Origin of the sequence: Clostridium thermarum, assembly GCF_006351925.1 — a bacterium.
Taxonomy (GTDB): domain Bacteria; phylum Bacillota; class Clostridia; order Clostridiales; family Clostridiaceae; genus Clostridium_AU; species Clostridium_AU thermarum.
Genome location: NZ_CP040924.1, coordinates 2,468,218 through 2,485,329, shown reverse-complemented (window position 1 = coordinate 2,485,329; position 17,112 = coordinate 2,468,218). Strand labels below are relative to the sequence as shown.

The following is a 17,112-nucleotide window of genomic DNA, read 5'->3' as shown; positions in this document are numbered from 1 at the left end:
TTTTAGGTAATAATAATTTAAGGCACATAAAAAGTTACTGGTTTTGGAGGGAGATATGGGATGATATATATATACTTATCAATTTTGACTGCAGCCTTATTCTGGATAATCCATATTGCTTTAGAGGACTATGAATATATTGATGAAAATATAATGGAGGACGTTCCCAACATATATGTAAACAATGAAGACCTGGAAAAACACGCAGTACAGATTTCAACTCACTTTTCTGAAACAAAAAAAATGAACTCAAAGAGAAGGCTTATAAAAAGCCTTGACAAGAGTTTTCAAAATATATTGAAGGGTTATGACTATATTGATAAGGAAGCTGATAGCAAGAGAGAGATGGTTCCGGCAGCGGAGTGGCTGTTAGACAATCTGTATTTGATTCAAAAAGAATATAAAGATATAAAGTCAAATATGCCTGAAAGCTACTATAAAAACCTTCCGGTTATTAGTAAAGGAATAATGAAGGGATATCCGAGAGTTTATCAGATTGCTGTAGAAATAATATCACATACGGACGGTTTGGTAGATGAAGTAAGAATAGAGAGATTTATAAATGCTTATCAGAAGAATACCATTTTAACCAGCGGTGAACTATGGGCGCTGCCCATTATGCTTAGAATCGCATTGATTCAAAACATAAGCCATATCGTAGAAAAGATAGTTTATGCCTTAAAGGAAAAAAGGCAGGGGGAGATTGTTGCAGACAGAGTAATTAATGCCTATGCCGATAAGAAACTAAAGCAGGAAATTGAGATATTGAAGAATACAAAGTTCAATTTTTCCTCTCATTTCGTGGAAAGGATTATAAAAGTAATCAGAGATAATGGAGTTGACAGTGACGAAGTTTACACATGGTTGAATGAGAATTTGGAAGCTAACCAATCCAATATAGAAAAGACTGTCAGCAGAGAACATAGAAAACAGGCCAATTACCAGATTTCTCTTGGAAATAGTATAAATTCTATAAGGGTTTTGGGGGCATTAGATTGGAAGCACTCCTTTGAAAAGTTAAGTTATGTGGAGCAAATCCTAAAGGATGACCCGGCACAGATTTATTCAAAGATGGATTTTGAGTCCAGAGATAATTATAGACACAGTTTGGAGGTATTGGCCAGAAAAGCTAGGATTGGAGAAGCCCTCGTAGCAAAAAAGGTCATAGAATGTGCAAAAAGCGAGGATAAAGAGGAGTCAGAGCTGTATAAGAAGCATATTGGGTACTACCTAATAGATGATGGAATAAATATTTTAAAGAAGAAGATAAAGTATAAGCCGGGAATTCCCGACAGGCTGGCTGATACAATAAAAAATCATCCTCTGTTTTTCTATCTGGGGATATTAATTTGCGGCATGGGCCTTATAGGAACTGCTACACTGTTAATAAGCTTATCAAGAGATAATAATGTTGTCTTGTGGAGATATATTATTGGAGGGGTAGCTATACTTATTCCCTGCAGTGAAATTGTAATCTCTATACTGAATCGGAGCATAAACTCTCTGGCCAATCCGAAATTTGTACCGAAATTATCCTTAGAAGACGGAATACCGGTGGAAAGTTCCACTGTAGTAGTAATACCTACTTTAGTCAATAGTGAAAAGCGGGCAAAGGAACTCATTGATGACTTGGAGGTATATTACCTAGCAAACTCGGAGAAAAATCTGTATTTTGCATTATTAGCAGACTTTCCGGACAGTAAGGAAGAACATTCAAAAAATGATGAAGCTATTGTCAATTATGCACTAAAGCACATTAGACAATTGAATGAAAAGTATTGTCAAGAAAATAATGATATCTTCTATTTTCTCTGCAGATACAGAAAGTATAATGACAAACAGGGAGTATGGATGGGATGGGAAAGAAAAAGGGGAAAGCTCATGGAGTTTAATGCCCTGCTTAGAGGTGATAAGAATACCACCTACAATGTTATCAGCAGTGATTTAAGCCAACTTAAAGCTGTTAAATATGTAATTACTCTGGATGCGGATACCATTTTGCCTAGGGACGCTGCAAAGCGGTTAATTGGAGCTATGAGCCATGTTTTGAACCGTGCCGTGATTGACAAAAATAAAAAGAAAGTAATTCGAGGATATGGAATTATGCAGCCTAGGGTTAGTGTAGCAACATTGGTAGCAAACAAGACTCCTTTTTCTAGAATATTCTCCGGCGAAACAGGATTGGATATGTATACCTCTGCGGTGTCTGATGTTTATCAGGATCTCTTTGGAGAGGGTATTTTTACCGGAAAAGGCATATATGATATAGATGTGTTTGAAACGGTATTAAAGGGAGAAATACCTGAAAATGCGGTTTTAAGCCACGATCTTTTAGAGGGCAATTATGCCAGAACAGCATTGGTTACAGATATTGAACTCATTGATGGATATCCGGCATATTATAATTCAAGTAGTAAAAGGCTGCATAGATGGGTTAGAGGAGATTGGCAGCTATTACCGTGGCTTTTTAAAAAAAGTTCCTTAAGTGGCTTGTCTAAGTGGAAGATATTTGATAACTTGAGAAGAAGCCTTATAACTCCTTCTATTGTCATACTTATACTACTTGCACTGAGTATATTGCCCACAGAGGAACCTTGGATAATAGTGGCTTTTCTTTCTATAATATGTCCCGTATTTTTTGATGTATCTGACGCTGTTGTAGCACCAAGCAAAGGTCTTAACCTTACCGGCCGTTTTAGGAATGTCATAATGGCGGCTGAACAGATTTTCTTGTTATTTTGCTTTATTCCTTACATGGCATATTTGATGTGTGATGCTATAATAAGAACACTTTACAGGCTTTTCATAAGCAAAAGAAATCTCTTAGAATGGCAGACTGCTGCTGATGCAGAAGCAACCAGCGGAAAGGATTTTAAATCATATATAAGCCGAATGTGGCCCGCAAGCGTACTGGCTGCACTTATTGGAGTTCTAGCTTTTAATAGCTACTTATATTTTGGGTTAATCTTGTTGCCTTCTACCATATTGTGGTTTGTAAGTCCGTATATTGCCTACTATATAAGTAAGGAATACTCACCAAAGGAGTATACTTATAGCAAGGAGGATAGAGAATTACTCAGAAGGCTAAGCAGAGAGATCTGGGCTTATTTTGAGGACTTTGTAAACAGCGGGAATAATTGGCTGGCACCGGATAACTATCAAGAAAGTCCACCTAATGGGGTTGCCCATAGGACCTCACCAACAAATATAGGTATGGGGCTTACAAGTAATATCTGTGCCCATGATTTGGGCTATATCGGTATAAACGAAACCATTGACAGAATCGATAAGACCATGATTACTATTGAAGGTCTCATAGGTTATAAAGGCCATCTTTTCAACTGGTATGATACAGTAACAAAAGAACCCCTATATCCAAGATACATATCTACCGTTGATAGTGGAAATATGGTTGCTTATATGTGGCTGGCAGCCCGTTGTCTAGAGATATATTTAGATGAACCGCTATTAAGTAAAAATTATATTGCGGGAATAGAGGATACCATAAGGTTAGCAGCTAAGGAGATTGAGGAAAAGACAACTTTAAAAGCACCCTATGAAGCTATCATGAAAAAGATACCTGGTCTTTCTATGGACTTAGTATCCTGGAAGAACTTCTTGATGGAACTTTGGAGCAAGGTTATTGAAATAGAGAAGAATGTAGAAGGAAAAAACTTGTATTGGAATTCTAAGCTGAAGAATAGCTGCAGCAAATTCCTTAGTGAATTCCAAAGATATGTTCCTTGGGTGGATATAGTCTGCTGCGAAAATCATATCCCGCAGGAAATTAAAAATGAGTTTATAAGTATAGTAAACAATAGTGCATTCAAGGATATTACAGTGCTGCTGGATAGAGCTTTGCAAAAGTTTAGGAAGTTAAACAATGATAATTTCGAAAACAATGATTTTGAGAGCTTTTCTGAGCTTATTGCAAATGGTAATAAGGAAATTATGCAGCATATAAATAGAGCATCCAAATTGATAAGGAGGCTTGTAAAGTTTGTTGAGAACACAGATTTTAGGGTGGTTTATGATAGAAAGAGACAGCTCTTCTCAATTGGATATGATATGGAAAAGGATGCTCTGAATAATAGTTATTACGACTTGCTTGCTTCTGAGGCAAGATGTGCCAGCTTTATGGCAATAGCAAAGGGAGATGTGGAACAGAAACATTGGTTTAAACTTGGCCGTGCAATGACTTTTATGGGAAAGTCCAAAGGCTTAGTGTCCTGGAGTGGAACTATGTTTGAATACTTTATGCCCTTGCTTATTATGAAGACCTATCCTGATACCTTGATTGATGAAACCTACAAGGCGGTAATTGAAGGACAAAAGATATACTGCAGGGAGAGAAATGTGCCTTGGGGAATATCAGAGTCAGCATTTTATTATTTTGACAATGCTATGAACTATCAATATAAGGCTTTTGGTATACCCGGTATTGGACTAAAGAGAGGGTTATCAAATGAATTGGTAGTCTCACCTTATGCCACCGTTATTTCTCTTCAGAAGGGACTAAAAGGAGGCGTAGAGAATATCAAAAGACTTATCAAGGAAGGTATGGAAGGCAAATATGGCCTATATGAGGCAGCGGACTATACTAGGGAAAGGCTGCCAAAAGGTAAAAATAAGGCTGTTGTAAAGTGCTTTATGGTACATCACCAGGGTATGAGCCTTATGGCACTGAATAATGTGCTAAATAGGGATGCCCTTGTTGAACGTTTCCATAGTATTCCTGAAGTTAAGGCAACTGAACTGCTATTGCAGGAAAAGGTACCAAGAAATGTAGTTTACGATAGAGAAGTGACCTTTAAGGTTCATGAGGGAGTGAATGAAAAGTATAGTTTATTTGTAAGAGCCTATAACACAGCGCTGACAGAGGTACCGGAAACCAATATACTATCCAATGGAACCTATAGCATGATGATTTCAAACAGTGGAAGCGGCTATGCTAAAAAAGAAGATATGACCTTGTATAGGTGGAGGGAAGACGCTACCGATGACAGCAGCGGTATGTTCTTTTATATAAAAAACTTGAATGAAAATACGTACTGGAGCTCAACCTATGAACCATGTAAAAATGAAGGCACTGATTATCAGGTTATCTTTTCAATGGATAAGGTTGAATTTAAGAGAAGAGACGGAAATATTTCTTCACATACAGAGATTACAGTAAGCGGAGAAGATAATGCAGAGATAAGAAGAATAAATCTTACCAACCATGGTACAGAAGAAGTTATATTGGAGATCACATCTTATTGTGAGGTTACCTTGGCTCCTTATAACGCAGACCTTGTTCATCCTGCTTTTAGTAATTTGTTTATAGGGACAGAGTATGTGGAAGCTACAGGCTGCATATTAGCCAATAGACGACCTCGGGCAAAAGGACAAAAGAAGCCTTGGTTAATGCAAACAATAGCATTACAGGGTGAGGCTATTGGAAATCTACAATATGAAACCAGCAGATTGAATTTTATAGGTAGAGGAAGAACTCTGTATAATCCTGTGGCAATGGATAAAGATGCCCCTCTGCAAAATACCGTAGGCGCAGTATTAGATCCAATCATAAGCATGAGAAGAAGAATAAGATTAAGGAGCGGAGAGAGCTGCAAAATTGCATTTACAATTGCAGTTGCAGATTCAAAGGAAGAAGCAACAGAATTATCTAAGAAGTACAGGGAATTCCAGAATATTAATAGAGCCTTTGAGCTCTCTTGGACTGAAAGCCAGGTAGAAATGAAGTACATGGGTATAAAATCTACCCAGGCAAATCTTTACCAAATTATGGCCTCTAAAATACTGTTTATAAATGAGCAGCTTATGCAAAGAGGGCACTATATTAGAAATATTAAAAAACATCAAAGAGATTTGTGGGCCTATGGAATATCCGGAGATTTACCTATTGTCCTTCTTATTATAAGACATGAGAATGATTTGGATTATGTGAGACAGCTGATGAGTGCCCATGAGTACTGGGGCTTAAAGGGCTTAAAAGTAGACTTGATTATATTGAATCTGGAAGAAGTGTCTTACGCTCAGCCACTACAAAATTCAGTAAGAGATATGCTGGCAATGAGAAAAGGAGGAGGTGGAAACAAAGGAAATATTTTTGTTCATAACAGAACAACCATGGATGAAGGTACTATAGAACTATTAATGGCCATTGCAAGACTAGTAATAGATTCAGAAAACGGAAACTTTATGGAGCAAATAAATGGAAATAACCAAGAAACCGTTAACTTAATACGAATCCAAAACCTAAATGATAACGAACTTGATAAAGATGCAGTAAGCTATATAAGAACAAAGACCAGGGAAAATCAAGTTATCAATATGTATAAAAATAGGAATAAATCAAGCTCCAATAGAAAGGAAACCATTTTAGATAAGTTTAGGTGGAGGGCTAAGTCTGCTTATTCTGTAGAATTCAGCAGCGAGATAGCAGCATTGAGCAGAAAGATAATGAAGACCTACTACGACCCTTCAGATCTATATTTCTTTAATGGTTATGGTGGCTTTAGTAAGCATAATAATGCCTACGTAATTATATTAGAAAACTTCAAAATAACACCTGCTCCGTGGATAAATGTAATCTCCAACGATAAATTTGGTTTTCATATTTCTGAAAGTGGAAGTGCTTATACTTGGGCAAGGAACAGTAGGGAGAACAAGATTACACCTTGGACAAATGATCCTGTTTGCGATTTACCCGGAGAAGCCTTATTCATAAGAGACGAAGAAAGTGGCGACTTCTGGAGTATTACTCCTAAACCCATGAGAGACAATGGTACCTATATAATAGAGCATGGTTTTGGATATTCCAGATTTATTCATGAAGCCTACGGAATTGAAGGTCAAGAGACAATGTTTGTACCCTCCAAGGAAAGCTGTAAGGTATTCATTGTATCTTTGAAAAACAGAACCGAAAGGAGAAGAACACTTTCCGCAACTTATTATGCTCACTTAGTTTTGGGAGTTACTCCCCAGAGTACAGCCCAATATATTACAACTGAAATAGATGAGGTTAATAAGTACATTACCGGCCAAAATCCTTATAGTGAGCATTTTGGCACATTAAAGACATATCTTCACATAGCCGGAGGAAAGGAAGAGAACTTCACAGGTTCAAGAAAAGAATTTTTAGGCAGAGGTAAGAGCATATTCTCTCCTCAAGGAATGCGAAAAGACAGACTGTCCAATATATGTGGTGCCGGAATTGATCCATGTCTTTGCGAAAATGTAAAGCTGGATTTAGAGCCTGGTGAAGAAAAGACACTGATAGTGATTCTTGGCCAGTGTGAAAGTACAGAAGAACTTCAGAACTGTATAAGAAGATATGGTAACCTTGCCGGTGCAAGAAGTGCTTTTGAAGAGTCGGTAGAGTATTGGAATAACATATTGGGTCGTATAAAAGTTACCACACCGGACAAATCCATGGATTTGCTCCTTAATGGATGGCTTATGTATCAAACCTTGGCCTGCAGATACTGGTCAAGAACGGCATTCTACCAATCCGGCGGAGCCTACGGCTATAGAGACCAGCTACAGGATTCAATGAATATAGGATTGATTGAAAAGGAGATAACAAGAGAGCAAATAAAGAGAAGTGCTGAAAGACAATTTTTGGAGGGAGATGTTCAGCATTGGTGGCATCCTGTAGTAGACAGCGGTATAAGAACAAGATTCTCCGATGACCTGTTGTGGCTTCCATACGTTACTGCAGAATATGTAAAGAGCACCGGCGACTATTCTATATTGGAAGAGCGAGCAGGCTATCTGGAAGATGAACCACTAAAGGATGGAGAAGACGAAAGATACACTGTAGCCAGAAAAAGTGAAGTTACCGGAACTGTATATGAGCACTGCATAAAGGCAATAGAGAGGGCCTTGAAGTTTGGTGTTCATAATATTCCTTTAATGGGCAGCGGTGACTGGAACGATGGAATGAGTACAGTGGGCAACGAAGGAAAAGGTGAAAGTGTATGGATGGGCTGGTTCCTATACAGCGTTTTAACAAGCTTTAAAGATATTTGTAACAAGCTAGGGGACATTGAAAAGGTTGAAAAATATATTGAAAAGGCTGAGTTTATAAAGGAGAATCTTGAGAAGTATGCTTGGGATGGTAGTTGGTACAGAAGGGCATACTTTGACGATGGAACTCCTTTGGGCTCCATACAAAATGATGAGTGTCAAATTGACTCACTAACCCAATCTTGGTCAATAATCAGCGGCGCAGGGGATAAGGAAAGAGCAAAGCAGGCTATGGCATCCCTGGAAAAATATCTGGTTAAATATGACTTGGGAATTATCTTACTACTAACTCCGGCCTTTGACAATTCTAAATTGGAACCTGGATATATCAAAGGATATGTGCCTGGGGTTAGGGAGAACGGTGCTCAGTATACCCATGCAGCTATATGGGTAATATTAGCTGAAGCCATGCTTGGAAATGGTGATAAAGCCTGGAAGTATTTTAATATGATAAATCCTGTTAATCATTCAGAAACAACCTTGGAATGTGAGAGATATAAGGTAGAGCCCTACGTTATGGCAGCAGATGTATATATGAGAGAACCACATGGAGGAAGAGGTGGTTGGAGCTGGTACACCGGTGCAGCCGGTTGGATGTACAGAGTGGGCATAGAGGCAATACTTGGCCTCAGGTATAAGGGCGAAAATGGCTTTACAATTGAACCGGCAATACCAAACAGCTGGGAGGAATATAAGATAGAATTCAGAAGAGGAAACAGTAAATACAATATAACTGTGAGAAGAGGTGCTGAAAAATCCATTTCTTTAAATGGAGTTAGACTGGAGAATGGTATTGTACCTTGGCAGGAGGCCGGAGAACATGAAGTAGAAGTAACCTTATAAAATTATTTAAAAAATATTATTAAAAATTTATCACATGGCAAGGATATAAAGATAAAATGTAGAATAATTATTATTGTTAACTATTTTAATGTTAGAGGGAGGAATAATAATGTCAGCTAAACATGAAATTTATAAATGCGAGGTTTGCAGGAATCTTATTGAAGTGATCAATAATGGTGATGGTCCATTACATTGCTGCGATCAGCCAATGAAGGCTTTAAAGGAAAATACAGTGGATGCAGCCAAGGAAAAGCATATACCTGTGGTAGAAAAAGTAGATGGTGGAGTACAGGTAACTGTTGGCTCAGTTGAGCATCCAATGACGGAAGAACATTACATTATGTGGATAGAAGTTATCACAGATACAAAGACCTTCAGAAAGGACTTAAAGCCAGGTGATAAGCCACAGGCCTTCTTCGAAATTGATGAAGATGTAAGAACTGTCAGAGAATACTGCAATCTTCACGGACTTTGGAAAGCTTGATCAATTAAATATTCAATATATTGACAGATTTACTTAATAGTTATACTATTTTAATAAAGAGAATATTTTTATAATCATTGAAGAGAAGCAAGTAGGTTCATAAACAGGTTCAAAGAGAGCCGCAGTGGGTGGGAAGCGGCAGCCATGTATGAATTGAATGGGTCTTGGAGATTAAAGATGAAACTATAGTAGTCTTTTACGGACCTCCCGTTACAGAGGCTGAGATTTATATCTCGTGGAGGAGAAGCAACAGCTTCTCGAATTAGGTGGTACCGCGGTTTAACGCCCTATGGTTTTGTCCATAGGGTGTTTTATTTTAAAATTATAGTTTTATTTTATATTTTTGGAGGGATTTAAATGGACAAAAGAAAAAAGGTCATATTCAGTGGAATAAAGCCTTCCGGCGACCTTACACTGGGAAATTATATAGGAGCCATAAAAAATTGGGTCAAGCTTCAGGACGACTATGAATGCCTATACTGCGTTGTAGACTTGCATGCAATAACAGTAAGACAGGAACCTAAAGAGCTTAGACAAAGGACCTTGGAAGTATTGGCAATCTATATCGCTTCCGGAATAGATCCGCAGAAGAGTACTTTGTTTATCCAATCTCATGTACCTGCTCACAGTGAGGGAGGATGGCTATTAAACTGCTATACCTATATGGGTGAGCTTAGCAGAATGACTCAATATAAAGATAAGGCTCAAAGGTATGGTGACAGTATCAGTGCAGGATTATTCAATTACCCTGTGCTTATGGCTGCAGATATACTCATATATAATACAGACCTGGTTCCGGTTGGAAAGGATCAAAAACAGCATGTGGAATTAGCCAGAGATATAGCAAACAGATTTAACAACTTATACAGCCCAACATTTACTATACCGGAACCATATATAGCAACTACCGGACAAAAGATTATGGATCTTCAGGATCCCAGCAAGAAGATGTCTAAATCTGATGAAAATCCTAACGGATATATATTAATTATGGATCCGCCTGAGGTTATCCGTAAAAAGATAAACAGGGCAGTAACAGACAGTGTTGGTGAAGTACACTATAGTGATGAGCAGCCCGGAGTAAAAAATCTTATGAATATATTGATTTCCTTATCCGGTACTACTGCAGAGGAAATAGAAAAGAAATATGCAGGAAAAGGCTATGCAGAGTTTAAAAAGGATGTAGCAGATGCAATTATTGCTGAACTGGAACCCATTCAAAAGAGGGTTAAAGAAATTCTTGCAGACAAGGACTATCTTGAGAGTGTTTACAAGGCAGGTGCAGAAAAGGCTCAATATATGGCACTTAAGACTCTGAGAAAGATGCAGAAGAAGATAGGTTTTATACCTCCGGCTAAATAATGAAATTGCGTCCAACAAAAAGCAGCGTTTACTCCGCTGCTTTTGTTTTTGATTTACTTGTTACCTTTGTGTAAATTAGGAAGCCAATCCATAAAGCAATGCCTGCAATGCTCACTAATTGAGCTACTCTGAAGGGACCAACCATTAGACTGTCTGTTCTTAAGCCTTCAATAAAATATCTACCAATAGAGTATAAACCCATATATGAGAATATACCTATCCCCTTAGTTTTATTGTTCTTTAGCAATAGCAGCAATACAGCACAAACTGCAATATTCCAAAGAGATTCATATAAGAAAGTTGGATGATAATAGGCACCGTTTATGTACATGCCCTTTTGAATGAATTCCGGGAATTTACTTATAAATTCCTTGCTTACCTCACCGCCGTGAGCTTCACTGTTGAAGAAGTTACCCCAACGGCCTATAGCCTGAGCAGCAATTATACAGGGCGCTGCCACATCTGCCATTGAAACGAAATCGTATTTTTTACGGCGTGTGTAGAGATAAGCAGCCAGCATGGCTAGCATAACACCGCCGTGTATAGCTAATCCGCCACCACGTAGATTAAAAACTTCCCATAGGTTATCTTTGTATTGGTCAAATTCCATGATAACATAGTAAAGTCTGGCACCAACAATACCAAAGGGAATAGCAATGAGAGCCACATCCAACAATGGATCAAACTCTACATCCCTCCATTTGCACACTAGAGAAGATAAGAATACAGCCATAATCATTCCCAGAGAAATTAATATTCCATACCATCTCACTTCAAAGCCGAAGAGAGTAAAGGCCACAGGATTCATAAATATCAGCTCCTTATATTTTATTGCTTTATATATCATAATAAACTATTATGGAGAAGAAATGAAGATTTCTTTATAAAATTTTCATAATTTAATGATAATATCTTTATAGTTGATGGTTAAGGGGTGATTTGATGTTAAATTCAGTAAAAAAGAAGATTCTGATTATAGAAGACGAGGAGAAAATTACTGAAGTTATACAATCTTATCTGGAGAAAGAGGAGTTTGAAGTACATATATGCACAGACGGAAGTGCAGCCTTTGAGTTGTTTGAACAAATTAATCCCACTCTGGTAATTTTAGATTTAATGTTACCCGGTGTCAATGGAGAAGAAATTTGCATGCGATTAAGGAGTATTTCAAGAGTTCCTATTATAATACTGACAGCAAAGGCAGATGAACAGAGTATCCTGCACTGTTTTAACATCGGAGCTGATGACTATGTCACTAAACCCTTCAGCCCAAGGCAGCTTGTTGCAAGAGTAATGGCCCTTTTGAGAAGGACTGAGGAAGATGTAAGATTGTTATCAAATATATATTCCTTTAATGATGGAGACCTAATAGTAGATGATTTGAAGCATGAGGTAAAGAAACAGGGGGAGGTTGTTAGCCTTACCAACTCTGAATATAAAATACTGGTCAGCATGATACAGTATCCCAAAAAGGCTTTTTCAAGAGAAGAGCTGGTTTGCAGAGCGCTGGGATATGACTATGAAGGGATTGACAGAGTTATTGACACTCATGTTAAGAATCTAAGACAAAAAATAGAAAGTAATCCAAAAGAGCCAAAATACATTTTAACTGTGCATGGCGTTGGATATAAATTTGGCGGTGAATAAATGTCAAAAAGTTTAAGCGGAAAGCTAATTTTCTCATACATTTTTATAGCGTCCTTAAGTGTACTTCTCATCAGTATAATGAGTAATATGTTTCTGGTAAGACTTTTTAATAACTATATAATGGATGAGCATCAGAGAAAGAGTAAGGATGTTGTTCATGCTGTCAATGAGCAATACAACAATGACGGAAGCTGGAATATAAGCATCATTGAAAGAATCGGCATTGATGCCTTGGAAAATGGCTTAATTTTAAAAATAACTGATGCCTCCGGAGAATTTTTATGGGATGCAGAACAGCATAACCACGGCAGATGCGAAGCTTTGATAGCACACTTTTCAAAAAATATGATGTCAAGATACCCTGATTGGCAAGGCGGTTTTGTTAAAGAAACTTACACAATGGAATATAAAGGCTCCTTTATCGGTAACGTTGAGATAGGATATTATGGCCCTTTTTATTATACAGATCATGATTTGATTTTCCTGGAAACCCTTAATAAGATTTTTATAACCGTAGGAGGCATTTCGCTATTACTATCAATTATCGCCGGCATTATAATGGCGCAGGGCCTCAGTAAGCCTATCGAAAAGGTTATAAAGTCTGCTGAAGCTGTAACGAAAGGGAACTATAAAAACAGAATAACAGAGAAAAGCAGTACAACTGAAATAATAAATCTTATCCATTCTGTAAATAAGATGGCAGATTACCTTGAAAAACAGGAACTTCTCAGAAAGAGACTTACAGCTGATGTAGCCCATGAACTTAGAACCCCTTTGGCAACCCTTCAAAGTCATATGGAAGCTATGATTGATGGGGTATGGGACCCAACAGCAGACAGATTGAAAAGCTGTCATGAGGAAATAATGAGAATTAATAGAATGGTTGGAGACCTTGAAAAGCTGGCTCAGTATGAAAATGATAATTTAAACATTACCAAAAGTAGATTTGATTTAGCAGAATTAGTGCAGAGCATTCTGTTGAACTTTGAAGCGGATTATATGAACAAAGGGATAGAAATTGTCTTCAAAAGAAAAGATGTCTGGATTAACGCAGACCGGGATAAGCTTAGTCAGGTTATCATCAATCTGCTTTCTAATGCACTAAAATATACACCGGAAAAGGGTAAGGTTGAGATAGAAATTAAAAAGGAGGGAAAAACCGCCTTACTGTATGTAAAGGATAATGGAGTAGGTATTTCCAAAGAGGATTTGCCGCATATATTCGAAAGATTCTACAGAGTAGATAAGTCCAGAAGCCGAATTACCGGTGGAGCAGGGATTGGTTTAACCATATCAAAGGCTATAGTTGAGGCTCATGGCGGATGTATAGGAGTAGAAAGCACCATTGGAGAGGGAACAGCCTTTACCGTTGCATTACCGGATTAAAAAGTGCGAAGTATCTTTTTAATGAATAATGAGTAATGAATAATTATGGTGGAAATTCAGCAGTGCTGAATTTCCACCATAATTATTCATATATAAAAATACTCTTCCGCGTCTTCAGTGTTCTCTCTGAGGATTCCGTGTTAAATATTTATTATGCTTGGTTTAATATGAATTTTTCGATTACTTCTGCTACGCCATCCTCGTCATTTGTCACTGTAACATAATCAGCTATTTCCTTTACTTCCGGAAAGGCATTGCCCATGGCTACCCCAAGACCGGCGTACTTTATCATAGCAATATCGTTACCCGCATCTCCTACAGCAATGACTTCGTCTTTGCTTATGCCCAGTTCTTTGCTTAATACTGATAGGCCTAATCCTTTATTGGTTTCAGGGTTTAAGAATTCAAGAAAAATTGGTGCGCTTCTCATTATGGAAAACTTAGTGAAAAGCTCTTTTGGAAGCTTGCTATATACCAGGTCTAACTTTTCAGGTTCATCCACCAGCATGACCTTTATTATCTTATCCTCAGGTTTAATTTCTTTAAAGTCTTTTACGTGGATATCTATATCGTTAATTTCAGATTCAACACCGGTATACTTATTTAGCACCGGAGTAATAAGCTGGCCTTTTTCGGTAAAGGCGTGGATATGTACTCCGTGCTGGAGACTTAATTCATAAACTTGATGTAGGTCTGCTCCGGTAATAAATTTTTCGAAAAGCATGTTGCCGGACTTACCTGTTTGAACAGCGGAACCATTAAAGGTTACGGCGTATTCATCATCTCTATCAAGTCCCAAATAAGCAAGATACTTTTTTATACCTCTAACAGGCCTTCCAGTGGCAAGAACAACTTTTACTCCTTTTTTTCTGGCAGCAGAAAGTGCCTTTAGAGTTCTATCAGAAATAGTTTTATCTTTTCTGAGCAGGGTTCCATCCATATCTAGAGCAAGTAACTTGTACATAATTTATCCTCCTAAATTTAAGGTTGTATAATTGCTATGAAACTGTTATAATTTATAAAGTTTATAAGAACTTCAAATATTGATATAATCACTGTACATTGGGATTATATCAAATAAGGTCGAACAATGAAATAGTTTTAGGTGAAAATATGTAATTTATAATTATAACATATTAATTATAAATTTATAAATTGGATAGAAAGAGGAGAGAAAACGTGACGGATTTGATAAGAGAAATAGAGAGAAGAAGAACCTTTGCCATAATATCACATCCCGACGCCGGTAAGACGACACTTACAGAAAAGCTTCTTCTATACGGAGGTGCCATAAGACTGGCGGGTTCTGTTAAGGCTAGAAAGGCTTCAAGACATGCGGTTTCAGATTGGATGGAAATAGAAAAACAAAGAGGTATATCTGTTACCTCATCTGTAATGCAGTTTAACTATGACGGTTATTGCATAAATATATTGGATACTCCCGGTCACCAGGACTTTAGTGAGGATACCTACAGAACTCTAATGGCTGCAGACAGCGCCGTAATGGTGATAGATGCTGCAAAGGGTGTGGAAGAGCAGACTAAAAAACTGTTCCATGTATGCAGTTTAAGAGGTATACCTGTGTTTACCTTTATCAATAAAATGGATAGAGAAAGCAGAGACCCTTTTGAATTGATGGAGGAGATTGAAAGTGTTCTTGGAATAAAGTCCTATCCAATGAATTGGCCAATCGGTTCCGGGGCTGACTTCAAAGGAGTTTATGAAAGACATGAAAATACAATACAGGTTTTTAATGGTGGAAATCATGGTCAAACAGCAGTTGAGGCTGTTCAGGGAAATGTAAAAGATGAAATATTTAAAGATTTACTTGGAAGTTCCCTTCATGAGAAGCTTATGGAGGACATTGAACTGTTAGATATAGCCGGAGATGAATTTGATTTGGAAAAGGTAAGGGCAGGAGAACTTACACCGGTATTCTTTGGCAGTGCTTTGACTAACTTTGGTGTTGAGCCCTTTTTACGTCACTTTTTGAAGATGACTCAATTACCGCTGCCAAGAAATACTGCAGAAGGTGAAGTGGATGTATTCAGTGAAAATTTCTCAGCCTTTGTATTCAAAATACAGGCAAATATGAATCCTGCACACCGTGATAGAATTGCTTTTATGAGGATTTGTTCCGGTAAATTTACTAAAGGGATGGAAGTATATCATGTACAGGGGGGGAATAAAATAAAACTGGCTCAACCTCAGCAGTTTATGGCTCAGGAAAGAGAAATTGTAGAGGAAGCTTATGCCGGTGATATCATTGGTGTATTTGATCCGGGAATATTCAGCATAGGAGATACATTATGCCAAGGGCCTAAGATTAAGTTTGAAGGTATTCCAACTTTTGCTCCGGAGCACTTTGCAAGGGTAAGACCCATGGACACAATGAAGAGAAAGCAGTTTGTCAAAGGCGTTACCCAGATTTCCCAGGAAGGTGCTATACAAGTCTTTAAGGAATTGTATATTGGTATGGAAGAAGTTATAGTTGGAGTAGTAGGTGTACTTCAGTTTGAAGTTTTAGAATATCGATTAAAGAATGAATATGGTGTTGATATTAGAATTGATAGACTGCCATACAGATATATCAGATGGATAGAAAATGAAGACATCGATGTAGAAAAACTTAATATTACCAGTGACACTAAACCAGTAAAGGACTTAAAGGAAAGAAATCTTTTAATATTCCAAAACGAATGGGGGATAAACTGGGTTTTAGACCACAATAAAGGGGTAATACTATCAGATATCGGTAAAAATAACGATTAAGGTATAAATTAAAAAGCTTGCAGATTATACTGGTCTGCAAGCTTTTTAATATTTATTTAGCTTTGTTTTTTCCAAATATAACATCTATTATAAATATAATAGCAGCTACCACCAACAGTATATTAATTAAGGAGCCACCAATTCTGAATAATAAACCAAGAATCCAGAAGAATACTACAAAACCGCCTAACCATCTTAGAAACGTCATAACTTTCCCTCCTTATGTTTTATAACCGTAATAATTTTAATAATTGTCATTTTATTAATAGTATCTTCGCTTATGGGAAAATTATTTATACTGTTAATAATTATTAACTAAAAAAGAGAGGTTTATACCTCTCTTAAAATTCATTAAAATCTTTTTTCTCTGTTATTTCTTTCAGCTTTTCTAGCTTTTCTGCATTCAGGACATCTTACAGGATCATTTTCGAAGCCTTTTTCTTTATAAAATGCTTGCTCTCCTTCTGTGAATACAAATTCCTTTCCACAGTCCTTACATACAATATTTTTGTCAGCCATGGTTATACCTCCTCAAAATCTTAGGGATAATTATACGTGAACTAAATACTTTCCCGGATTTTGCGGAA

Annotated in this window: 10 protein-coding genes and 1 other annotated feature; of the genes, 6 read left to right on the top strand and 4 right to left on the bottom strand. The window is 37.4% G+C overall.

Annotation, left to right across the window (positions count from 1 at the left end; translation table 11 throughout):
• The first annotated feature begins 60 nt into the window (after positions 1-60).
• The 3 genes from FHY60_RS11160 (at position 61) to trpS (ending at position 10,720) form a co-directional block, all read left to right on the top strand.
• Positions 61-8,874 (top strand): glycoside hydrolase family 94 protein, encoded by an 8,814-nt coding sequence (locus tag FHY60_RS11160; protein ID WP_139905104.1) that lies wholly within the window; start codon positions 61-63, stop codon positions 8,872-8,874.
• Between the two features lie 109 nt (positions 8,875-8,983).
• Positions 8,984-9,358, top strand: coding sequence for a desulfoferrodoxin (locus FHY60_RS11155; RefSeq protein ID WP_139905102.1), 375 nt, complete (start codon positions 8,984-8,986; stop codon positions 9,356-9,358).
• Positions 9,359-9,426: 68 nt separating this feature from the next.
• Positions 9,427-9,651 (top strand) — a binding site (T-box leader).
• A 64-nt stretch (positions 9,652-9,715) separates the two neighbouring features.
• Positions 9,716-10,720 carry a tryptophan--tRNA ligase gene (gene trpS, locus FHY60_RS11150; protein ID WP_139905100.1) on the top strand — a complete coding sequence of 335 codons (1,005 nt, stop codon included), beginning with the start codon at positions 9,716-9,718 and terminating at the stop codon, positions 10,718-10,720.
• Positions 10,721-10,748: 28 nt separating this feature from the next.
• On the opposite strand, the gene lgt is transcribed toward trpS, so the two are convergent.
• The gene (lgt, locus tag FHY60_RS11145) at positions 10,749-11,528 is read right to left on the bottom strand and encodes a prolipoprotein diacylglyceryl transferase (RefSeq protein WP_139905098.1); all 780 of its coding nucleotides are present in this window, start codon (positions 11,526-11,528) and stop codon (positions 10,749-10,751) included.
• Positions 11,529-11,662: 134 nt separating this feature from the next.
• Between lgt and FHY60_RS11140 the strand changes: the two genes are divergently transcribed.
• Complete coding sequence (locus FHY60_RS11140) at positions 11,663-12,367, top strand: response regulator transcription factor (protein ID WP_139905096.1); 705 nt, start codon at positions 11,663-11,665, stop codon at positions 12,365-12,367.
• Complete coding sequence (locus FHY60_RS11135; RefSeq protein WP_139905094.1) at positions 12,368-13,753, top strand: sensor histidine kinase; 1,386 nt, start codon at positions 12,368-12,370, stop codon at positions 13,751-13,753.
• 151 nt (positions 13,754-13,904) lie between these two features.
• Here FHY60_RS11135 and yidA read toward each other — a convergent pair whose 3' ends face one another.
• Positions 13,905-14,717: a sugar-phosphatase gene (gene yidA / locus FHY60_RS11130; protein ID WP_139905092.1), complete on the bottom strand. Its 813-nt coding sequence runs from the start codon at positions 14,715-14,717 to the stop codon at positions 13,905-13,907.
• A 215-nt stretch (positions 14,718-14,932) separates the two neighbouring features.
• On the opposite strand from yidA, the gene FHY60_RS11125 reads away from it, so the two are divergent.
• The gene (locus tag FHY60_RS11125) at positions 14,933-16,525 is read left to right on the top strand and encodes a peptide chain release factor 3 (RefSeq protein WP_139905090.1); all 1,593 of its coding nucleotides are present in this window, start codon (positions 14,933-14,935) and stop codon (positions 16,523-16,525) included.
• Positions 16,526-16,577: 52 nt separating this feature from the next.
• Here the strand turns inward: FHY60_RS11125 and FHY60_RS17940 are convergent, their stop codons facing one another.
• The gene (locus FHY60_RS17940; protein WP_180375397.1) at positions 16,578-16,733 is read right to left on the bottom strand and encodes a DUF5670 family protein; all 156 of its coding nucleotides are present in this window, start codon (positions 16,731-16,733) and stop codon (positions 16,578-16,580) included.
• Between the two features lie 143 nt (positions 16,734-16,876).
• Positions 16,877-17,044 (bottom strand): zinc-ribbon domain-containing protein, encoded by a 168-nt coding sequence (locus FHY60_RS11120; RefSeq protein WP_139905088.1) that lies wholly within the window; start codon positions 17,042-17,044, stop codon positions 16,877-16,879.
• Positions 17,045-17,112 lie beyond the last annotated feature (68 nt).